The 20947-nt window shown below is 72.1% G+C and carries 22 protein-coding genes and 1 tRNA gene; 14 read left to right on the plus strand and 9 right to left on the minus strand.

Features of this window, described 5'->3' with window-relative positions; translation table 11 throughout:
* Positions 1–76: 76 nt before the first annotated feature.
* The 5 genes from H1226_RS21620 (at position 77) to H1226_RS21640 (ending at position 4933) form a co-directional block, all read left to right on the plus strand.
* The gene (locus H1226_RS21620; protein WP_225044171.1) at positions 77–1279 is read left to right on the plus strand and encodes a PucR family transcriptional regulator; all 1203 of its coding nucleotides are present in this window, start codon (positions 77–79) and stop codon (positions 1277–1279) included.
* 144 nt (positions 1280–1423) lie between these two features.
* Positions 1424–2401, plus strand: coding sequence for an ACP S-malonyltransferase (locus H1226_RS21625; RefSeq protein ID WP_309148747.1), 978 nt, complete (start codon positions 1424–1426; stop codon positions 2399–2401).
* Complete coding sequence (locus tag H1226_RS21630) at positions 2398–3378, plus strand: beta-ketoacyl-ACP synthase III (protein WP_224961742.1); 981 nt, start codon at positions 2398–2400, stop codon at positions 3376–3378. The genes H1226_RS21625 and H1226_RS21630 overlap by 4 nt, the downstream gene beginning before the upstream one ends.
* A 71-nt stretch (positions 3379–3449) precedes the next feature.
* A complete protein-coding gene (locus H1226_RS21635) occupies positions 3450–3689 on the plus strand; it encodes an acyl carrier protein (RefSeq protein WP_373689974.1) in 240 nt (79 codons plus the stop codon).
* Positions 3686–4933: a beta-ketoacyl-[acyl-carrier-protein] synthase family protein gene (locus H1226_RS21640; RefSeq protein WP_258342289.1), complete on the plus strand. Its 1248-nt coding sequence runs from the start codon at positions 3686–3688 to the stop codon at positions 4931–4933. Before H1226_RS21635 ends, H1226_RS21640 begins: the two co-directional genes overlap by 4 nt.
* Before the next feature lie 78 nt (positions 4934–5011).
* On the opposite strand, the gene H1226_RS21645 is transcribed toward H1226_RS21640, so the two are convergent.
* Entirely contained in the window at positions 5012–5599 is a 588-nt protein-coding gene (locus H1226_RS21645) for a hypothetical protein (protein ID WP_258342290.1), read from the minus strand.
* 61 nt (positions 5600–5660) lie between these two features.
* A complete protein-coding gene (locus tag H1226_RS21650; protein WP_224961748.1) occupies positions 5661–6164 on the minus strand; it encodes a DUF3145 domain-containing protein in 504 nt (167 codons plus the stop codon).
* 369 nt (positions 6165–6533) lie between these two features.
* Between H1226_RS21650 and H1226_RS21655 the strand changes: the two genes are divergently transcribed.
* Entirely contained in the window at positions 6534–7802 is a 1269-nt protein-coding gene (locus H1226_RS21655) for a hypothetical protein (protein ID WP_258342291.1), read from the plus strand.
* A 148-nt stretch (positions 7803–7950) separates the two neighbouring features.
* Here the strand turns inward: H1226_RS21655 and H1226_RS21660 are convergent, their stop codons facing one another.
* Together H1226_RS21660 and H1226_RS21665 are read right to left on the minus strand one after the other, a co-directional pair.
* Positions 7951–8976, minus strand: a complete 1026-nt coding sequence (locus H1226_RS21660; protein WP_258342292.1) for a hypothetical protein — start codon at positions 8974–8976, stop codon at positions 7951–7953.
* Positions 8973–9497: a SigE family RNA polymerase sigma factor gene (locus tag H1226_RS21665; protein WP_224961753.1), complete on the minus strand. Its 525-nt coding sequence runs from the start codon at positions 9495–9497 to the stop codon at positions 8973–8975. The genes H1226_RS21660 and H1226_RS21665 overlap by 4 nt, the downstream gene beginning before the upstream one ends.
* Before the next feature lie 522 nt (positions 9498–10019).
* On the opposite strand from H1226_RS21665, the gene H1226_RS21670 reads away from it, so the two are divergent.
* From H1226_RS21670 to H1226_RS21685, 4 genes are all read left to right on the plus strand, one after another.
* Entirely contained in the window at positions 10020–10841 is an 822-nt protein-coding gene (locus H1226_RS21670) for an LLM class F420-dependent oxidoreductase (RefSeq protein ID WP_258342293.1), read from the plus strand.
* A 265-nt stretch (positions 10842–11106) separates the two neighbouring features.
* Positions 11107–13227, plus strand: coding sequence for a carbon starvation CstA family protein (locus H1226_RS21675; RefSeq protein WP_258342295.1), 2121 nt, complete (start codon positions 11107–11109; stop codon positions 13225–13227).
* A complete protein-coding gene (locus tag H1226_RS21680) occupies positions 13224–13448 on the plus strand; it encodes a YbdD/YjiX family protein (protein WP_258342296.1) in 225 nt (74 codons plus the stop codon). Before H1226_RS21675 ends, H1226_RS21680 begins: the two co-directional genes overlap by 4 nt.
* A gap of 246 nt (positions 13449–13694) precedes the next feature.
* Complete coding sequence (locus H1226_RS21685; protein ID WP_224961761.1) at positions 13695–14168, plus strand: VOC family protein; 474 nt, start codon at positions 13695–13697, stop codon at positions 14166–14168.
* Positions 14169–14194: 26 nt separating this feature from the next.
* Here the strand turns inward: H1226_RS21685 and H1226_RS21690 are convergent, their stop codons facing one another.
* Positions 14195–14827 carry a pyridoxamine 5'-phosphate oxidase family protein gene (locus H1226_RS21690; protein ID WP_258342297.1) on the minus strand — a complete coding sequence of 211 codons (633 nt, stop codon included), beginning with the start codon at positions 14825–14827 and terminating at the stop codon, positions 14195–14197.
* Between the two features lie 199 nt (positions 14828–15026).
* Between H1226_RS21690 and H1226_RS21695 the strand changes: the two genes are divergently transcribed.
* The 4 genes from H1226_RS21695 to H1226_RS21710 all read left to right on the plus strand — a co-directional run bounded on the left by H1226_RS21695 (position 15027) and on the right by H1226_RS21710 (position 17694).
* Positions 15027–15353 (plus strand): FKBP-type peptidyl-prolyl cis-trans isomerase, encoded by a 327-nt coding sequence (locus H1226_RS21695; RefSeq protein ID WP_224961765.1) that lies wholly within the window; start codon positions 15027–15029, stop codon positions 15351–15353.
* Between the two features lie 100 nt (positions 15354–15453).
* Entirely contained in the window at positions 15454–15915 is a 462-nt protein-coding gene (locus H1226_RS21700) for a MarR family winged helix-turn-helix transcriptional regulator (protein ID WP_258342298.1), read from the plus strand.
* Positions 15916–16015: 100 nt separating this feature from the next.
* A complete protein-coding gene (locus H1226_RS21705; protein ID WP_258342299.1) occupies positions 16016–17101 on the plus strand; it encodes an LLM class flavin-dependent oxidoreductase in 1086 nt (361 codons plus the stop codon).
* Positions 17098–17694, plus strand: coding sequence for an FMN reductase (locus tag H1226_RS21710; RefSeq protein ID WP_258342300.1), 597 nt, complete (start codon positions 17098–17100; stop codon positions 17692–17694). The genes H1226_RS21705 and H1226_RS21710 overlap by 4 nt, the downstream gene beginning before the upstream one ends.
* A 123-nt stretch (positions 17695–17817) precedes the next feature.
* On the opposite strand, the gene H1226_RS21715 is transcribed toward H1226_RS21710, so the two are convergent.
* The 4 genes from H1226_RS21715 to H1226_RS21730 form a co-directional block, all read right to left on the minus strand.
* Positions 17818–18501 carry a class A beta-lactamase-related serine hydrolase gene (locus H1226_RS21715; protein ID WP_258342301.1) on the minus strand — a complete coding sequence of 228 codons (684 nt, stop codon included), beginning with the start codon at positions 18499–18501 and terminating at the stop codon, positions 17818–17820.
* 467 nt (positions 18502–18968) lie between these two features.
* Positions 18969–19045, minus strand: a tRNA-Ile gene (locus H1226_RS21720).
* Positions 19046–19227: 182 nt separating this feature from the next.
* Positions 19228–19431: a hypothetical protein gene (locus tag H1226_RS21725; protein WP_224959405.1), complete on the minus strand. Its 204-nt coding sequence runs from the start codon at positions 19429–19431 to the stop codon at positions 19228–19230.
* A 566-nt stretch (positions 19432–19997) separates the two neighbouring features.
* Positions 19998–20894, minus strand: a complete 897-nt coding sequence (locus tag H1226_RS21730) for an SDR family oxidoreductase (RefSeq protein WP_258349473.1) — start codon at positions 20892–20894, stop codon at positions 19998–20000.
* Positions 20895–20947 lie beyond the last annotated feature (53 nt).

Genomic DNA, 20947 nt, shown 5'->3' on the forward strand with positions numbered 1-20947 from the left:
GCCTACCTGGTCGCCCGGTCCGCGGTGCACGCGGTGCCCGGCACCGGGCGTCGCGGGGGCGTGCGATTCTGGCGGCATGCATTCCGAAGGCGCAGGTGAACAAGGCGAACGCATTTCCTCGACCACCCTGCGCGCACTGGAGCGGGCTTCCGGTGACCTGGCGACGGCGAGCGTCGGCGCCATGGAGCAGCGGTTGCCGTGGTTCCGCAGGCTGCCCGCCGATCAGCGGGCGAGCGTGCTGCTGGTGACGCAGACCGGGGTGTCGAACTTCGTGGCCTGGATGCAGGATCCGACGGAGGCCATCCGGTTGACGGCGGAGGCCTTCCGCGCCGCTCCGAAGGACCTGTCGCGGTGGGTGAGCCTGCGGCAGACGCTGGACCTGGTGCGCGCGGCGATCGACGTGTTCGAGCAGCGGTTGCCGGAGCTCGCCGAGCAGGAGGCGGAGCGCACCGCGCTCACCGAGTCGATCCTGCGCTACACGCGGGAGATCGCGTTCGCGGCGGCCACCTCGTACGCGGCGGCGGCCGAGGCGCGCGGTGCGTGGGACGCGCGGCTGGAGGCGCTCGTCGTGGACGGCATCGTGCGCGGCGACCCCGAGGAGTCGCTGCTGTCGCGGGCCGCCGCCCTCGGCTGGGAGCCGGGTTCGGAGGCGACGGTGCTGGTCGGCACGGCCCCCTCCGACGACCCGCCGACGATCATCTACCAGGTGCGCCGGAGCGCGGCCCGCGCCGGACGTCCGGTGCTGCTCGGCGTGCAGGGCACCCGCTTGGTGGTGGTGTTCGGCGGCCCGTCCGACGACCACGGCGCGCCGGCGGCGGCGGACAAGCTGGCGGAGGCCTTCGACAGCGGCCCCGTGGTGGTCGGCCCGACGGTGGCGAGCCTGTCCGAGGCGCACCGCTCGGCGGCGGACGCGATGTCCGGCCTGCGGGCGGTGGTGGCCTGGCCGACGGCGCCGCGCCCGGTGCTGGCGGAGGACCTGCTCCCGGAGCGCGCGCTGGCCGGTGATCCGGAGGCGGAGCGCCAGCTGGTCGAGGGCATCGTGCTGCCGCTGGTGGACGCGGGCGGTGCGCTGCTGGAGACGGTGGACACCTACCTGGAGCTGGGCGGGGTGCTGGAGAACTGCGCCCGGCAGCTGTACGTGCACCCGAACACCGTGCGGTACCGGCTGCGCCGGGTCGCCGAGCTGACCGGCCGCACCCCGGCGAACGCGCGGGACGCCCTGGTGCTGCGAGTAGCGTTGTCCGTGGGCCGGCTGGCGCGGGCCCGCGGCCTGTGGTGATCGGCCCCGTTTCGGCACCGGACCGGCACGAGCGACAACGAATCACGGTGCGTGATGCCCGAATCGTCGCTGCCCTTGTAGACACTCCACAAGATTGTGCCTCGGACTTCGTCCGTACCGGCATCACGCCGATCTCGGTCGGCCATGTGTAGTAGCAGGGTGATCGCGCTCCTCGCTCCCGGACAGGGCTCCCAGGCCCCCGGCATGCTCTCCCCGTGGCTCGAACCGGACGGCGCCCGCGAGCGCGTCGAGGCCTGGTCGGAGCACGCCGGCCTGGACCTGGTCCGGTTGGGCACCACCGCCGACGCGGACGAGATCAAGGACACCGCGGTCACGCAGCCGCTGGTGGTGGCGCTGTCCCTGCTGGCGGCCGAGCAGCTGCGCGCCCGCTTCGACGTGCCCGCGGAGACCCCGGTGGCTGGTCATTCGGTGGGCGAGCTGGCGGCGGCGGCGATCGCCGGCGCGCTCTCCCCCGACGACGCGGTCGCGCTGGCCGCGGTGCGCGGCCGGGAGATGGCGGCGGCGTGCGCCCTGGAACCGACCGCGATGTCCGCGGTGATGGGCGGGGACCGGGACGCCGTGATCTCCCACCTGGAGTCGCTGGGCCTGGACCCGGCGAACTGCAACGGTGCGGGCCAGATCGTCGCGGCCGGCCGCAAGCCCGCGCTGGAGGCGCTGGCCGAGGAGCCGCTGCCGGGCACGAAGGTGCGTCCGCTGGCCGTGGCCGGGGCGTTCCACACCCGCTTCATGGCTCCCGCGCAGGACGCGTTCGGCGCGCGGGCGCAGGAGGCGGCGGCGAAGGACCCGGCGTTCCCGCTGCTGTCCAACTCGGACGGCTCGTTCGTCGAGTCCGGCGACGAGTTCGTGCGCCTGCTCGTCGCGCAGATCACCCGGCCGGTGCGCTGGGACCACTGCATGACCGCCCTCGCCGAGCGCGGGGTGACGGCGGTGGTCGAGTTCCCGCCCGCCGGTGCGCTGACCGGCCTGGTGCGCCGCGAGCTCAAGGGCACCAAGACCGTGGCGCTGAAGAAGCCCGAAGACCTCGACAAGGTCGCCGACCTGCTGGCAGCGGACTCCGAGGAGACCGCCCAGGACGCGAACACCTCTGGGAGCGATGCGTGAGCACACCGACCCTGCGCAAGTCCACCGGACCGGCGGCGACCAAGCTGCTCGGCTTCGGTAGCACCCAGGGCAACCGGGTCGTGACCAACCACGACCTGGCCGAGATCGTCGACACGAACGACGAGTGGATCCAGCAGCGCGTCGGCATCGTGCACCGCCGCCTCGGCGACGAGGACCAGACCGTGGTCTCGATGGCCGTGGAGGCCGGTTCGAAGGCCATCGCCGACGCGGGCCTGACCCCGGCGGACGTCGACCAGGTGATCATCGCGACCTGCACGATGCCGGGCGGGATCCCCAACGCGGCCGCGCAGGTCGCCGACAAGATCGGCATCAAGGCGTCCGGCGCGTTCGACCTCAACGCCGCCTGCGCCGGGTTCTGCTACGCGCTCAACACCGCATCGGACATGGTGCTGGCCGGTTCGGCCCGCCGGGTGCTGGTGATCGGCGCGGAGCGGTTCCAGGAGTGGATCGACTGGGAGGACCGGGCGAACTGCATCATCTTCGCCGACGGCGCGGGTGCGGCGGTCGTGGGACCGGCCGACGAGCCGGGCATCGCCCCGGCCGCGCTGGGCAGCGCGGGCGACCTGGTCGACACGATCTACCTGCGCGACGGCAAGTACATCTACCAGGAGGGCCAGTCGGTCTTCCGCTGGGCGACCACCCAGATCGCGCCGGTGGCGATGCGGGCCGTGGAGCTCGCGGGCCTGGAGCTGTCCGATGTGGACGCCCTGGTCGCGCACCAGGCGAACCTGCGGATCGTCGAGGGCATCGCCAAGAAGCTGCAGAGCCAGGGTGCCCGCGACGACCTGGTGGTCGCGCGTGACATCGTCTACTCGGGCAACACCTCGGCCGCGTCTATCCCGCTCGCGATCGACCACATGCGGTCGGCGGGCGAGCTCTCCAGCGGCGATGTGCTGCTCCTGGTCGGTTTCGGGGCGGGATTGTCCTACGCCGGCCAGGTCGTGATCTGCCCCTGAGCGCGTCCGCGCTCACCGGAACCGCCGCGGGCACGTCCGCGGTGACCACCGCAACAACGAAAGGAACCATCGTGGCGAACGAGGAAATCGCGCAGGGTCTCGCCGGCATCGTCGAAGAGGTCGCGGGTGTGGACGCCGACGAGGTCACCGTCGAGAAGTCCTTCGTCGACGACCTCGACATCGACTCGCTGTCGATGGTCGAGATCGCCGTGCAGGCGGAGGACAAGTTCGGCGTCAAGATCCCCGACGACGAGCTGGCGAACCTCAAGACCGTGGGTGATGCGGTGGACTACATCACCAAGAACGCATGACGGCGACCGACGTCGTCATCACCGGGATGGGCGCGACGACACCACTCGGTGGTGACGTCGCGTCCACCTGGGACGGTCTGCTGACCGGTCGCAGCGGGGTGCGCAGGCTGACGGCGGAATGGGTCGACAAGTACGACCTGCCCGCCAAGATCGGCGCTCCGCTGGTCGTGGAGCCCGCCGAGGTGCTGCCCCGCGTGCAGCTGCGCCGGCTGGACCGCTGCCAGGCGATCGCGATCATCGCGGCCCGCCAGGCCTGGAGCGACGCCGGTTACGACATGCCCACCGACGAGCACCAGTCGGTGGATCCGGATCGGCTCGGTGTCGCGCTCGGCACCGGGATCGGCGGTCCGGTGACGCTGCTCGACCAGGACGACCTGCTGGAGCAGCACGGGCTGCGCAAGATCTCGCCGCTGACCGTGCCGATGCTCATGCCCAACGGGCCCGCGGCGCACGTCGGCATCGACCTGCGCGCGCGAGCCGGGGTCCACTCCCCCGCCTCCGCCTGCGCCTCCGGTGCGGAGGGGCTGGCGCGCGGGTGGGACATGATCCGCTCCGGGCAGGCCGACGTGGTCGTGGCCGGTGGCGCCGAGTCCTGCATCCACCAGATCACCGTGGCCGGGTTCTGCCAGGCCCGGACGCTGAGCACCCGCAACGACGAGCCGGAGCTGGCCTCGCGCCCGTTCGACACGGGCCGGGACGGCTTCGTCCTCGGCGAAGGCGCCGGCGTGGTGATCTTGGAGAGCGCCGAGCACGCCAAGGCGCGCGGAGCGCGGATCTACGGCCGGCTGGGCGGGGTGGGCATCACCTCCGACGCCTACCACATCACCGGCAGCCACCCGGACGGCGTCGGCCAGGTCAATGCGATGACGCAGGCCGTGCGCACCGCGGGCCTGTCCACCTCCGACATCGAGCACGTCAACGCGCACGCGACCTCCACCGTGGTCGGTGACGTGGGGGAGGCGGCGGCGATCCGCAAGGCGTTCGGCGACGGGGTCGCGCTGACCGCGCCGAAGAGCGCGCTCGGGCACCTCGTGGGCGGTGCCGGTGCGGTCGAGAGCATCGTGACGCTGCTGTCGATCTACCACGGGCAGATCCCGCCCACCCGCAACCTCGACGAGCTCGACCCGAAGGTGGAGCTGGACGTGGTGACGGACAAGCCGCGGCACGTCGAGGTGTCGGCCGCGGTGAACAACTCCTTCGGTTTCGGCGGGCACAACGTGGCATTGGCCTTCACCAAGGCCTGATTTCCCGGCCGCTCGCGCGAGCGCCCCGCCTCCCGGTGCGAACCGGAGGGCGGGGCGCTCCTCGTCGTGCGGGTGCCGTCAGCAGGGGACGGCGAGCGCGCTGCCCGGCAGGCTGTTGGTGTCGAGCCGGAACCCGCCGCCGTCCACGACCATCGGGTAGACCACGCGCCACCGCAGGCACGCCGACTGCATCCCGGCGGGCGCGTCCTTCGGGTCCTGGGTGCTGACGAAGGTCATCAGGACCCGCACCGAGTCCTCCGGGCCCGGTTCGATCCGGTGGACCTTGATGGCGGCGTCGCGCGTGGTGGCGTACTCGCGCTGCCACTTGTCCTCGGGCAGCTGCTGCTGCTTGGCCGCGACGACCGTGGTCTTCCAGGTCTCGTAGCGGCGCGTGTTGATCGCGTTGAAGTGCATCTGGAGGGTCCAGCGGATGTCCGCGTGGTCCGGGTGCGCCTCCGCGTCCGGGGTGAACTCGATGTTGGCGTACTCGGAGCTCTCCGGCTGCCCCGGCACGCCCGGGTCGATGCCCGCGGGCACCGAGTCGGGGTAGTACTGCTGCGCCGCGACCCCGCCGACGCCCGCCGCGATCAGCACGAGCGCGGCGATCGGCACCCCCCACTTCCACCAGGAGTGCTGCGAACGACCGGCCGGAGAATACGACTGCACGCCGATCAGCTTCCCACAGCCGCACGTCCCGCGACCGCACCGGGCGCGGACCGGACCTCGGTCAGCCCACCCGGTGCAGCCAGCTGACCGGTGCGCCGTCGCCCGCGTGGCGGAACAGCTCCAGCTCCGCGTCCCAGGCGGCGCCGAGCAGCTGGTCGACGCGGTGGGTGAACGATTCGGAGCCGCGGCTGTTGGCGGCGAGCGTGCGCAACTGGTCCTCGCTGACGACGATGTCGCCGTTGGCGCTGGTGCGCGCGTTCCACAGGCCGAGCCCGGGCACGTGGCAGAAGCGCTGCCCGTCGATCCCCGGGCTGGGGTCCTCGGTGATCTCGAAGCGCAGCATCGGCCACGCGCGCAGCGCGGTGACGAGTTTGGATCCGGTACCGGGTTCGCCGGTCCAGGTGAGTTCGGCGCGCAACTGCCCAGGCGCCGCGGGTTGCGCCGTCCAGCGGAGTTCCGCCCGCGTGCCGAGTGCGCCGGCAACGGCCCACTCGATGTGCGGACAGACCGCAGACGGCGACGAGTGGACGTAGATCACGCCACTTGTGCTGCCACGGGTGCTCACTGCTGACCTCCGCTGTTCGACGAGGGACGTCTTCCCCTACGACCTCGTCCTGCGGCGATCCGATCACGGGTGATCGGCGTCATTCTGCACGGGCCTCGACCGCGACCGCCACATGAAGTGGGTGAACTCCCCGTACGGGTCACGCGGTTCGACTACGGTTCGCCGGAGCTTCCCGGCCCACCCGGCGCGGGGTCGTCGCAGTTCCGGGCGCACCCGCGCGACGCAGCGGGCGCCCCGAACGGCGCAACGGAGCAGGTGCGGACGAGTGGCCGATACCACTCGAACGGGGGAGTACGCGGAGTAGGCGAGAATGCCGACCCGGGCCCGGCGGCGGCAGGCCGGCCCGAGCTTCGGGGACGGGAGACGAGCATGCGAGTGGTGCGGCTCGGCGAGGAGCCGACCGAGATCGGCGCGGACATCCGGGCGGCCGTGACGGCCTGGGGGCCGGGCAGCGGCGTGTACGGCGGGGTCGCGGTGTGCGGCGTGCGGCCGCCGGGGGCGCCGCGGGCGCTGGACGCGGTGCTGGTGCTGCCCCGCGGCATCGTGGTGGTCGTCGGCGTGGACCTGCCGGGGTCGGTGCTCTCGCTGGAGGCCCCGGTGCAGACGCCGTGGACGGTGGACGGCTGGCCGCTGCTGCGCCAGGACTCGGCGATGAACCCCGCGCTGGACGCGCTGGAGTCTGCCGCCGCGCTGGCCCGCGCGCTGCAGTCCCGGGGCGCGGAACCGCTGCCGGTGGCCGCGATCATCGCCGTCGGTCCCTACGCGGAGCGGATCATCCAGCCGACGAGCGATCTGCACCGCGGGGTGCGGGTGCTGTACCCGTCCACGACGAGCATGCTCGCGGCGGCCCGCGAGCTCGCCACCTACGAGCGGGCGTGCGGGGTGGAGGCGGCCCGGAAGGTGCTGGGCGTCCTCGACGAGCGCACGCGCCGGATCTCGGTGGCGGAGCTGACCGAGGAGGGCTTCCCGGATTCGGTGGCGCCCGACCTCGCCGTGGCGAGCACGCTGCTCATCCCGAAGGTGACCGACGAGCCGGCGCCCGCTCCGCCCGCGCGCCCGGACGACCTGCGGGAGCGGCTCGCCGCGGTGCCGCGCCGCGCGAAGCTGCTGGTGCTGGGCGCGGTGGCGGTGGTGCTGGCCGGTGCGGTGTCCGCGCTAGTGCTGACCGGTGGTTCGGAGGGGGCTCGGGAGGTCGCGGCGCAGCAGGTGGACGGCGTCGCGTTCACCCGGACCAGCGCCGAGCAGGGCGGCGACTGCACCGAGGCCGCGTTCGGGGACGTGCGGTCGTGGTTCCAGCGGCACCCGTGCGAGGGGCTGTCCCGGCAGGTCTTCGACGGGGAGACGGCGGGCCGCTCGGCGGTCGTGTCGGTCGCGGTGGTGGACCTGGGGTCGGCGACCCCGGCGCGGAACCTGCGGGAGCTGCTGAACACGCCCGGTTCCGGCGGCATCGCCGACTCGGGCGCGGAGCCGGGGATGCCGAGCTCGCCGGAGTTCGCGGACGCCGCGGCGGCGGTGCAGCAGACCGGCGGGCGGCTGCGGGTGGTGCAGGCCGCGTGGGCCGAGGGCCGGTCGGATCCGGACGACGTCGCGCTGCGCGCTCTCGCCGAACGGGGCCTCCGCCTGCGCGCCCCGGCGTAGCGGCCACCCGTTCCGCCCGCCGATGAGCGAATCCACGCGCGGGCCGCCCGGGCGTCCTCGGCTGCTCCCTCGCGCGGCGGACGTCCTCTCCGCGGCGGGAGCAGCCGGCGGTTCCGCCGCACCGGCCGAGCACGTCGGGTGCGGCGGTTCAGCCCCAGAAGGTGGCGGGAGCGGCGGCGCACCCGTCGTCCGAACAGGCCGGTGCGACCGGGCGCACGTCGGTGCCGTCGACGAGCCACTGCCTGCCGTCGCCGACGGACACGAGGTACCGGCCGACGCGGTCCACCGACAGCTGCACCTGCTCGGCGGGGACGTCGCCCCCGGTGCCGAACGGAACACCGCCGCCGATCGCCCGGCCGCTGTCCGCGTCGAGCGTGGCGATCCGCAGCCGCTCCGCACCGCCGCAGTCGGTGGCGGCGAGCACCGCGAGGTCCCGCTCGGTCCAGGCGAGCGCACGCGGCCCGCAGGTCCCGGCGGGCTGCGGCACCGGCGCCCCCAGTTCGCCGGCGCCGGGCGCCACCACGTGGATCGCGGAGTCGGAGGTGAGCACCGCGAGCCGCCCACCACCGCCGACCGCCAGGTCGTGCACCTGCTGCCCGGCCGGAACGGGTATCCGGCGTGCCGGACCGGCTCCGTCGACGACGATCTCGTCGTCGTCGGAGTAAGCGAACAGCCCGTCGCCCGCGGCCAGCGCGGTGCCGCTGCCGGTGCGGTGCGCCACCGGGCGCACGATGCGGTCCGGGCCGAGCACGACGATGTCGCTGCCGCCGTCGGCCGGGACGGTCGCGTACACGCGGTTCCCGTCGGCGGCCAGCGACCCGCGCACCGGCGCGGGCAGGTCGGCGAGCACGTCGTTGCGCTTCCCGGTGAGCACGTCGAACGAGGCGAGCGACGTGGCGGGCGCGGCGACGTAGCTGTTCGGGGCGATGCTGACCGGTTCCGGCGCCCGCGGGCCGGTGGGCACGACCGCGAGGACCACCAGGAACGCGGCGGTCGCGGCGACCGCGATCCCGCCCGCGGCGATCAGCGGGCGTCGCGAGGGCCTGCGGGACCGGCGCTGCCGGGCGGCCAGCAGCCTGGGCAGGGTGTCCCCGCGCGGCTCGACGTCGTCGACGATGGCGTGCAGCGCGCTGCGCAGCTCGTCGACGTCCTGCGTGTCGTTTGGATCCCTCACACCCGCTCCCGCAGCAGATCCGACAGCCGTGCCACTCCCCGCGAGCAGTACGACTTCACCGCACCCTGGCTCACGCCCATCAGCTGCGCGGTGCGCGCTTCGCTGAAGTCGGCGTAGTAGCGCAGCACGACCGCTTCCCGCTGCCTGCGCGGCAGCTGGGTGAGCGCGTCGGCGAGCACCGCCCGGTCCAGTCCGCGCCCGGTGTCGTCCGGACGCGAGTCCTCGGTGGCGATCCGAGGTTGGTACCGCTTGGCGACCATCCGGCGCCGCAGCACCGACCGGGCCCGGTTGAGCACCGCCTGCCGCAGGAACGCCAGCGCCTTCTCCGGATCGCGCAGCCGCGCCCTGGAGTCGAACACCCGCACGTAGGCGTCCTGCACGATGTCCTCCGCGGAGGCGCGATCATCGACGAGCAGCACGGCTATGCGCAGCAGTTGCCGGTAGTTGTCCTGGTAGAGCTCGGTGAGTTTGGTCGTCAGTTCATCCATGGCCGCCAGCCCGTCGCCCGGCCAGGCGGTCACGGGCAATGCGATCGAAACCGTCACATCTCTGCACGACGCCCGAGACCCCCTTCGCGGTTGGCAGCCGACGCGGACCGGATTTCCACCGTTGGCTCCGACCGGCGGAGAGGCGCAGCTTACCGTCCGCCACGAACGGCCTCGCGGAGTGATCGTCCGCCTCGGACGCGACGGCCGGTCCCGGTACCGCGCAGGACCAGCGGAGGCCGGTCCGCGCAGGCCTCGCGGCCTGCGGGGCCACCGCCGCGCCGGGTTCGCCGCATCCGGCCGACCGTTCGGTCCACAGCGGACGGAAGTGGTCGCGACCTGGCTCCAGCAGGACGCGGCGACGAGTGGGAATCGACACATCCAAGATCGTCCTGATGGTGTAACCGCTGGTCAGCCGATCAACGCCGCGCTCACTCGCCCGTTTGGCAGCCGATGCCGCCGGGTGCGCGTTCGACTACCGTCGGCGGCGACACGGGATCTGTTCCGCGTTCGGCATGCGATGGGAGGATAGGCGGCCTCCCGGCCGCCTGAACCGACATGAAGTTCGGCATCTCGACGTTCAACACCGACGAAGGCATCGGGCCCGCGGAACTGGGCCGCGCTCTGGAGGAACGCGGGTTCGACGCGCTGTTCCTCGCCGAGCACACCCACATCCCCGCGAGCCGCGAGACGCCCTACCCGGGCGGAGGCGACCTGCCCCGCATCTACTACCGCACCCTGGACCCGTTCGTGAGCCTCACCGCGGCCGCGGCCGTGACGGAGAAGCTGGTGCTGGGCACCGGGATCGCGCTGATGGTGCAGCGCGACCCGATCACCACGGCGAAGGAGGTCGCCAGCCTGGACCTCGTCTCGGGCGGGCGGGTGGTGTTCGGCATCGGCGCGGGCTGGAACCGCGACGAGATGCGCAACCACGGCACGGATCCGGGCAGGCGCGGCGCGCTGATGGACGAGCGGATCCGGGCGATGCGCGAGATCTGGACCAACGAGCTCGCCGAGTTCCACGGGGAGCACGTCGACTTCGACCCGGTGTACTCGTGGCCGAAGCCGGTGCAGAGCCCGCACCCGCCGATCTACATCGGCGGTGAGAGCGAGCGCTCCTTCGCCCGCGTCGCCGAGTACGGCGGCGGCTGGCTGCCCCGGGCGGGCACCGAGAACCTGGGCGAACTGGTCGAGAAGGTGCGCGAGCGCGCCGGGTGGCGGGTGCCGGTGTCGCTGTACGCCGCGCCGAAGGACGCACCGCTGGAGGAGTACGCGGCGGCCGGGGTGGACCGCGTCCTGTTCTACCTGCCGACGAAGCCGCGGGACGCGACGCTGGAACGGCTCGACCTGCTCGCCGGCGTGGTGGCCCGGCACGGCTGAGCCGCGCGGGGGCGGCCGGTGCCGGCGGCCGCCCCTTACATCCTGGTTACTTCCCGGTCTTGCACTGGACATGGGGGACACCGCAGGCAGATCCTTGCGACTGCTTTGCAGATCGGTGCGATCAACGAGGCATGTTGCGTGCACAACTGCTTGATCGCGGAAACGGAGACCGGGGACGGTGGCGAACACGACGACAACGACGCCGACGGACGAGGCGTCACCACGACGGAAGTGGAGTCCCCGGCAGGTCCTCGTGTGGACGCTGGTGGCAGTGGTGGGGGCCATCGCCTGGGGCGTCATCGCGCTCAGCCGCGGCGAGGAGATCTCCGCGGCCTGGCTGGTGTTCGCCGCGCTGGCCTCCTACGCGATCGGGTACCGGTTCTACGCGCGGTTCATCGCCTACCGGGTGCTGCGGACCGACGACACCCGCGCCACCCCGGCGGAGCGGCTGAACAACGCGGCCGACTTCCAGCCCACCGACCGCAGGGTGCTGTTCGGGCACCACTTCGCGGCGATCGCGGGCGCCGGACCGCTGGTGGGGCCGGTGCTGGCCGCGCAGATGGGCTACCTGCCCGGCACCATCTGGATCATCGTCGGCGTCGTGTTCGCGGGCGCCGTGCAGGACATGGTGGTGCTGTTCTTCTCCACCCGCCGCGACGGGCGCAGCCTCGGGCAGATGGCGCGGGAGGAGATCGGGCCGGTGGGCGGCATCGCCGCGCTCATCGCCGTGCTCGCCATCATGATCATCCTGCTGGCGGTGCTGGCGCTGGTCGTGGTCGGTGCGCTGAAGGGCTCGCCGTGGGGCACGTTCTCCATCGGCATGACCATCCCGATCGCCCTGTTCATGGGCATCTACCTGCGGTTCCTGCGGCCGGGGCGGATCATCGAGACCTCGATCATCGGGATCGCGCTGCTGCTGCTGAGCATCATCGGCGGCAGCTGGGTCGCCGACTCCGCGCTCGCCGGGACGTTCACGCTCTCCGGCAACGAAGTGGTGCTGGCGCTCGTCGTGTACGGCTTCATCGCCTCGGTGCTGCCGGTGTGGATGCTGCTGGCGCCGCGGGACTACCTGAGCACGTTCATGAAGGTCGGCGTCATCGTGATGCTGGCCGTGTCGATCCTCATCGCGATGCCGGTGATGAAGACCGAGGCGATCACCGAGTTCGCGTTCAACGGCCAGGGGCCGGTGTTCGCGGGCACCCTGTTCCCGTTCGTGTTCATCCAGATCGCCTGCGGTGCGCTGTCCGGGTTCCACGCGCTGGTGTCCTCCGGCACCACGCCGAAGCTGATCGAGAAGGAATCCCAGGTCCGGGTCATCGGCTACGGCGGGATGCTCACCGAGTCGTTCGTGGCGATCATGGCGCTGGCCGCGGCCTGCATCATCGACCCGGGCATGTACTACGCGATGAACATGCCCAGCGCGGCGCTCGGCGACACCCTGCAGTCCGCGTCCGACGCGGTCGCCGGGGTCGGGTTCTCCATCAGCCCCGAGCAGCTCGCCGCCGCGGCCGCCGCCGTGGACGAGGAGACGCTGGTGGGCCGCAGCGGCGGCGCCCCGACCCTCGCCCTCGGCCTCTCCGAGGTGTTCTCGCAGGTCCTCGGCGGGGACGCGATGCGGGCGTTCTGGTACCACTTCGCGGTCATGTTCGAGGCGCTGTTCATCCTCACCACCGTCGACGCGGGCACCCGGGTGGGGCGGTTCATGCTCCAGGACACCGTCGGCAACGTGTGGAAGCGCTTCGGCGACGTCACCTGGAAGCCCGGCATCTGGATCTCCAGCGCGGCCATCGTCGGCGGCTGGGGCTACTTCCTGTGGACCGGGGTGAACGACCCGCTGGGCGGCATCAACCAGCTGTTCCCGCTGTTCGGCATCGCCAACCAGCTGCTGGCGGCCGTCGCCCTCGCCGTCGCGACCACCGTGCTGATCAAGTCGGGCCGGGCGAAGTACGCGTGGGTGACGATCGTGCCGCTGGCCTGGGACGCCGTGGTGACGCTGACCGCCAGCTGGCAGAAGGTGTTCTCCGCGGACCCGAAGCTCGGCTTCTTCGCGCAGCGCAGTGCCTACCAGGCCGCGATCGACGCCGGGGAGACCAGCAAGGGCTCGGCGGCCACCGTCGACGAGATGCGGCAGGTCGTCACCAACTCCACCGTGTGCGGCGTGCTCAGCGTGCTGTTCGCCGTGCTCATCCTGGTGGTGCTCGCCGACGCGATCCGGGTGTGGATCAAGGCGCTGCGCAGCACCGCACCGCTGCCCGACACCGAGACCCCGCACACCGAGTCGGCGCTGTGGGCGCCGTCCGGGCTGGTCCCCACCGCCGAGGAGCGGCGGATCATGCGGGAGCGGCGGGAGCCGGAGGACCGGCAGGAAGTGGGCGCGGGGACGTGAGCCCCCGGTCCGCCGCCGCGCGGGCGGTGCTGTCCCGGCTGGGACGCTCCGCCCGCGAGGCCTGGCAGATCGCCCGGGGCATCGTCGGCGAAACCGCCTACGAGCGCTACCTGGAGCACCACCGCGCGCACCACCCCGGCACACCGCCGCTGGGCGAGCGGGAGTTCTGGCGGCGGCACGTGGACCGCGGGGACGTCCAGCCCGGCTCGCGCTGCTGCTGACCGCTGCTGTTCGGGGGCGGAGGACGGGTTCCGCGGGCCTCGCGAGGAGACGGCTGCGGTGGTGCGTGCGAGCTGTTCAGCGGCTCGGCCTCCCCGCGCAGCGGCTCCGCCTCCTCGCGCAGCGGCTCCGCCGGAGCACGAGCGGATCTACCGGGCGAGACCGGAAAGCGGGCGCCGAGGTGCGCGCGGCACTCAGGCCGAGGAACGTCGTCCCCGTCGGATGCAAGCCGACGGCTGGAGGACGCCATGCAGAAGATCACCACGTGCCTGTGGTTCGACGGGCAGGCCGAAGAGGCCGCGCGGTTCTACACCTCGATCTTCCCGGACTCCCGGATCACCGAGGTCCTGCGCCACGGCGAGGCCGGGCCCGGTGCGGCGGGCACCGTGCTCACCGTGACGTTCGAGCTCGCCGGGCAGGAGTTCCTCGGCCTCAACGGCGGCCCCGAGTTCACCTTCAGCGAGGCCATCTCGTTGCACGTCGACTGCACCTCGCAGGACGAGGTGGACCGGATGACGACGCGGCTCACCGCCGGTGGCGAGCAGGGACCGTGCGGCTGGGTGAAGGACCGGTACGGCCTGTCCTGGCAGATCGCGCCCCGCGAGCTCACCGACATGCTGCACGACCCCGACCCGGCCCGCGCCGATCGCGTGATGCGGCAGATGCTCACCATGCACAAGCTCGACCTCGAACCGCTCCGCCGGGCCTACCTCGCGGAGTGAGCGGACCGCGCACCCGTTCCGATCACTCACCTCGGAGGTGGTTCGCCGCGGGCGGTGAGGCGGGCGCGGAGGGCCGCGTTCTCCGCTTCCAGCGCGTCGAGGCGGGCGTGCGTGCGGGCCAGGTCCGCTTCGGAGTAGCGGTGCGGGATGTGCTTCGGGCAGTTCCAGTCGTGCGCCTCGACGTCGATCAGCACCAGCCGCTCGACCCGGCCGCCGGCGCGCGGCGCGTCCAGCCGCGCGGTGAGCCGCGGATCCTCGTCGAGCCCGCGCACCGAGGCCCGCCCGAACAGCTTCAACCGGGTCCGCGTCGCGTAGTCCATGAAGAACAGCGCGACCCGCGGATCGCCGCGCAGGTTCCCGCCGGTGATGTACTGCCGGTTCCCGCGCACGTCCGCGTAGCCGAGGGTGCGGTCGTCGAGGACGTGCACGAAGCCGGGCGGGCCACCGCGGAACTGCACGTAGGGCCAGCCGGTCTCCCCCACCGAGCCCAGGTAGCAGCCGTCGCGGGCGGCGATGAACGCGCGTTCCCGCTCCCCCAGCGGATCGGGTTCGAGCCCCACACCGGCGCCCAGTTCGGCGCGGTGCGCGGGACGGCTGCCCTGCTCGACCTGCATGGCGCGCACCGCCGCGGTGAACGCCAGGCGCGCGTACCGGCTCATCGTGCTCCCTCCGACCCGGTGCTCCCTCCGACTCGGTCCACCCTCACCCGAGTCTCGGGCGACGGGGTCCGCGGCCACGCGGAAAGGAGATCCGCTTTGCCGCGAGGGGAAACGGGCGGCGGTTTTCCGCCCGAGCCCCGCGCGGTCTCGGGACCACGCGCCAAGGCAGACTGAACGGTCCACAACGGAGGAGGATGCTGTGAGCGATCTCAAGGTCGAGGACACCAATGTCGGCGAGGGAACCGAGGCCCAGCCCGGCCACGTCGTGACCCTGCACTACACGGGCACGCTCAGCGACGGCTCGAAGTTCGACTCGTCGCACGACCGCGGCGAGGGCCTGACCTTCGTGCTGGGTTCCGGCCAGGTCATCGAGGGCTGGGACAGCGGCGTCGTCGGCATGCGCGTCGGCGGCACCCGCACCCTGACGATCCCGCCCGCCCAGGCCTACGGCGAGCGCGGCGTCCCGCCGATCATCCCGCCGAACTCCACGCTGCACTTCGACGTCGAGCTCCTCGAGGTCAAGTGAGCCACCCGCCCGCCCGCGCGCCGATCGGTGCGCGGGCAGGTGGCCGGGCCACCTCCGCGACATGAATTTCAACGCTTGAAACGACGGTAGGATCGGCGGGGTGGAGCCTTGGGAGACCTCGCCGCAGCGACGTGCGTGGCGGCCGTACATCGAGACGAGCCTGCTGCTGGAGACCCGCCTCGACGAGGATCTGCGCGCGGCCGCCGGGATGAGCTTGATGGACTACCACGTGCTGCTCGTCCTGTCGGAGTGCCCGGAGCAGCGCCAGCGGATGGGCGAGCTGGCCGCGCGGATGGTGTTCTCGCCGAGCCGGCTGACCTACCAGGTGAAGGTCCTGGAGCGCCGCGGCTGGGTGGTGCGGCACCCGTCGCCCGATGACCGGCGCGTGCACCACGCGGTGCTGACCGCGGCCGGGCTGGAGGCGCTGCGGGCGGCGGACGCCCACCACGTGCGGACGGTGCAGCGGCTGTTCACCGACGACTTGGACGAGCAGGAGCTGGACGTGCTCCGGCGCGTGTTCACCCGCACCCAGGACCGGCTGCGCGGAACCGCGGGCCGCTGATGCCCGCGCATGGCGCTCGTCACCCCCTCGACCTCGCCGGAATACCTCGCGCCGGGCCGTCGTTCGACCGATTAGTTCAGATTTGAAGGAAGTGGTCGAGATGCAGTTCGGAGTGTTCACCGTCGGGGACGTGACCCCCGACCCGACGACCGGGCGCACGCCGACGGAGGCCGAGCGGATCAGGGCGATGGTCGCCATCGCCGAGAAGGCCGAGGAGGTGGGTCTGGACGTGTTCGCCACCGGTGAGCACCACAACCCGCCGTTCGTGCCGAGTTCGCCGACGACGATGCTCGGTTATCTGGCGGCTCGCACCGAGCGGTTGGTCCTGTCCACCTCGACGACGCTGATCACCACGAACGATCCGGTGAAGATCGCTGAGGATTACGCGATGTTGCAGCACCTGGCGGGTGGCCGGGTGGACGTGATGATGGGTCGTGGGAACACGCCGCCGGTGTATCCGTGGTTCGGTCAGGACATCCGGCAGGGGATTCCGCTGGCGCTGGAGAACTACGCGTTGCTGCACCGGTTGTGGCGGGAGGACGTGGTGGACTGGGAGGGCCGGTTCCGCACGCCGTTGCAGGGCTTCACCTCGACTCCGCGACCGCTCGACGGGGTACCGCCGTTCGTGTGGCACGGGTCGATCCGGAGCCCGGAGATCGCCGAGCAGGCCGCGTACTACGGTGACGGTTTCTTCCACAACCACATCTTCTGGCCGCCGCAGCACGCGGCGCGGATGGTGCAGTACTACCGGGAGCGCTTCGCCCACTACGGCCACGGCACGCCGGAGCAGGCGATCGTCGGGCTCGGCGGGCAGGTGTTCCTGCGCCGCAACTCCCAGGACGCGGTGCGCGAGTTCCGGCCCTACTTCGACCACGCCCCGGTCTACGGCGGCGGTCCCTCGCTGGAGGACTTCTCCGCGCAGACCCCGTTGACCGTGGGCTCTCCGCAGCAGGTGATCGACCGCACCCTCGGCTTCCGCGAGTACGTCGGCGACTACCAGCGCCAGCTGTTCCTGATCGACCACGCGGGCCTGCCGCTGAAGACCGTGCTGGAACAGCTCGACCTGCTCGGCGAGGAAGTCGTCCCCGTGCTGCGCAAGGAATTCGCCGACCGCACCCCGGACCACGTGCCGGACGCACCCACCCACGAGTCCCGCGCCCAGCGCGCCGGAAGGAGCGACGCATGACCCGCATCCTGGCGATCTCGGCCGGTCTCTCCCAGCCCTCGTCCACCCGGCTGCTCGCCGACCGGCTCGTCGCGGCCACCCGCCACGAGCTCGGCGAGGAGGCCGAGGTCGAGGTGGTGGAGCTGCGCGAGCACGCCCACGACATCACCGACAACCTGCTCACCGGATTCCCCGGCACTCGCCTGCGCGGAGTCCTGGAACGGCTCGCCGCCGCCGACGGGCTGATCCTGGTGACCCCGACGTTCAGCGCCTCCTACAGCGGCCTGTTCAAGTCGTTCATGGACGTCGTCGAACCCGATGCGCTGCGGGACAAGCCCGTGCTGATCGCCGCGACCGGCGGCACCGAGCGGCATTCGCTCGTACTGGAGCACGCGCTGCGCCCGCTGCTGGCCTACCTCCGCGCGCACATCGTGCCCACCGGCGTCTACGCGGCCGGCTCCGATTGGGGCGGCGGCACCGAACTCGGGCAGCGGATCACCCGCGCCGCCCGCGAACTCGTCGCCGCCGTGCGGCAACGACCGGAGCGGGAGGACACCGACCCGTTCGCGAATCCGGTGCCGTTCGAAGAACTCCTCCGCGGCGGCGCGACCTGACCAGCAGCCCACCGGCACCGACCAGGACCAGCCGGCGGGGCGGTGGGGCTGCTGGTCGCCGGCTCCGGTGGAGCACCCCGCCGAGCTCGACGCCTCGGCATCCGGATCAGGACCGGGGCGGCATCAGACGATCCGGTCGAGCGAACGGACCGCCTCGGTCAGCGCCGCCCTGGCCACCGCCCAGTCGGTGTCCGGCGGCCAAGTGCTCAGCAGCACGACGACGAGATCGCGATCCCCGCCGACCAATCCGGTGGTGTGCAGCACGGTGTTGGTCTCGGTCGACCCCCACCCCTGCTTGATCGCCCAGCGGTGTCCGGGCAGACCGCCGGGAATGCCGAAGTACTGCGGAAATCCGTCCTCCGCGGTGCCGGGAGCCCCTCCCATCGCGCCCAGCAGCAGTTTTCGCGTGCCCGCGTCGGCCTGCGCCGCCAAGTACCGGTAGACCCGCGCGACATCGCTCGCGCTCATCCGGGTGCTCCCCCACTGCCCGGACGAATCCGGCGGCGCGGTGCCCGTCAGCTTCAGCTTCGCCGCCGTGCGCCGGACGATGTCCGGACCGCCGTGGGCGACCCACAACCGGCTCGCCACAGCGTCGTCGCTGGCCGAGAGCATCCGTTCGATCTCATCATCGGTGGTGGCGCCCCCGAGGCGCTCCACCGCGTCGATCGCGATCAGCAGCTTCACCACGGACGCCGTGGGGAAGCCGCTGTCGGCGTCGAGCCGAGCGACCTCCGCGCACGAATCCAGATCCACCACTTCGATCGCCACCGAGGTGTTCTCGGCGAACGACGGCAGCTTTTCCCGCACCGACCGGGCCACGTCGTCAGTCCCGGAACCCCGTGACACACCACCGCTGCACGACGACGTCCACCGAGAGGAATTCGCCAGGCCCACGAGCCCGCCGACCACGCTCAGAACCACGACCACTACCGCCGCGATCCAGATGCTCCTCCGCGCGTCCAACCTCATCGGCCCCCCTCAGACCGGGGGACGGCCGACCCGGACCCTCGTCCGGCGACTCGTGAACCCCCACGTCCGGAGGACGCCCCATCGCGCCGCAGGTTCGGCCGGAACGTCGAACGAGCCGCAATTGCTCCGAATGCAGGAAAGACCGCCGCTCAGGTACGTCGGCAGGCCGATCGGTGCACTCGATCACGCGGAGTGCCTGCTCCTCGAAGCGACCGCGAGCGCCGGCGGGCGCGCTCGCACTACCCGGGGTCTCGCGCCGAAATCGACGAGATCGATCTCGCTTCGAACTTCGCCCGCTGGTCAGGTGGTGGGGCAGGTGGGACTTGAACCCACGGCTGACGGATTATGAGTCCGCTGCTCTGACCAACTGAGCTACTGCCCCCGAAGGCGTGATGAAACGCTCCTCTGGGTGATCGTAGCGAGGCTGGGCGGTGTGGGGCGCGTTGGGTTGCCCGCTCGACCGGGCGAAACCGGGCGGTCGCGGGCTGTCCGGAGCGGGAATTCCGGGCCGTGGCAGCAGAAAGGGCCGGCACCCGGAGGTGCCGGCCCGTGCTCGTCGCGGCGTCACATGAACGATGCGATGCTGAACGCGCCGGTCAGCTGACCGATGATCACGATGGTGGCCAGCAGCGCGCTGATCCCGGCCACCGTCAGCAGCGACAGCATGACCAGGTAGACCAGAGCCCTGATCGGCTTCGGCAGCTGGGCCACCGAGGCCAGATCGGGCAGTGCGAAGTGGTTTTCCTTGCCGATCCCCGGAGCGGACATCCCGATTTCCCCCGTCCTTTAGTCGTCCCCGTTCTTGCACCACTGCTCCGAGGACGGAGAGCAGTGGGAGTTTCGTTGGTCCTCTCGCATCATGAATCGATTTGGTTCATGCCACGTGGCCGGGACCACGGGCTGATCCAGATCGTTCACGCCCGCTATGACCTGCGGGAAAACCTCAGGGGGAAGCGGGGTGTCGCGGCGCTGCACGAATCAGATCGCGGGTCTCGACAGAATCGTTATCCGACTCTGATCAATCCGAGACTGGTTCGCCCGAAAGAGTGCGATCGCGGAAAAGGGGCACCGAATCGGCGCCCCTTCGCGGTTCAGCAGGCCTTCGGCAGGCCGACCGATCTGATTTCCGGTCGTGGCGCGTCGATCCGGTCGCGATGTCCACATCTGCTCATGCGTCACGCACCCTGTTCGACCTGCTGGGACCGGTCCTCAGACCGCGCTGCCAGCATAGCAGCCGCCGCGGACCGCACCGATTCAGCCTCCTCCTCCGCGGCACTCCCCTCAGGAACCGGTTTCTCCCGCCACCGCAGGGCTTTCCGGCCCGCCACCGGCGCTCAGCCCGAGTAGCCGCCCGCCGCGATGTCCGCGATCAACCCGGGCCCGGTCGGCGCCCAGCCGAGCAGTTCGCGGGTGCGGGCGTTCGACCCCGCCGCGTCCGCCCCGAAGAAGCCGCCGATCCAGCCGAAGTGCTCGGCGGCGTCCCGCGGATCGATCGATGCGGTCGGCAGGCCGAGGTGGTCGCCGATGGCGGCGGCGATGTCCCTGGCGAGCAGGCCCTCCTCGGCGACCGCGTGTACCCGCGTACCGGCGGGCGCACCGTCCAGCGCGAGCCGGGCCAGCCGCGCGGCGTCGGAGCGGTGCACCGCGGCCCACCGGTTCGTGCCGTCGCCGATGTAGCCGGCGACCCCGCGCTTTTTCGCGACCTTCACCAGCTGCGCGGTGAACCCGGGGTCGCCCGCCCCGTGCACGGTCGGCGCGAAGCGCAGCGCCACCGCACGGACTCCGCGGTCCACGTAGGACAGCGCCAGGTTCTCGCTGCCACCGCGCGCCGAGCCGGCGCCCTCGTGCGGTGACGGGTCAAGCTCGGTGGGCGGTTCGCCACCGGCCGCGAACCCGGCCAGGCCGGAGGCGAGCAGGAACGGCCGGTCGCTCCCGGCGAGGGCGTCGAGCATGCCCCGGACGGCGGCCTCCTCGGTGCGCCCCGCCGCGGTGAAGGCGCCGAACTCGTGCTTGAAGGCCAGGTGCACCACGGCATCGGCCTTCGCGGCCGCGGCGGCGAGGCCTTCGGGGTCGTCGAGGTCGCCGCGGACCACGTCGGCGCCCGCGGCCGCGACGGCGGCGGCCGACCGGTCGGAGCGGGCCAGGCCGAGGACCTCGTGCCCGTTCGCGAGCAGTTCCGCGGTGACGGCCGAGCCGATCCAGCCGGAGGCGCCGGTGACGAAGACGCGCATGGCGTGCTCCTCTCCCTTGATGTCAGTAACTGTCATCGACAGTAGCACCTGAT

This window comes from Saccharopolyspora gregorii (genome assembly GCF_024734405.1).
In the GTDB taxonomy this organism is placed as follows: domain Bacteria; phylum Actinomycetota; class Actinomycetes; order Mycobacteriales; family Pseudonocardiaceae; genus Saccharopolyspora_C; species Saccharopolyspora_C gregorii.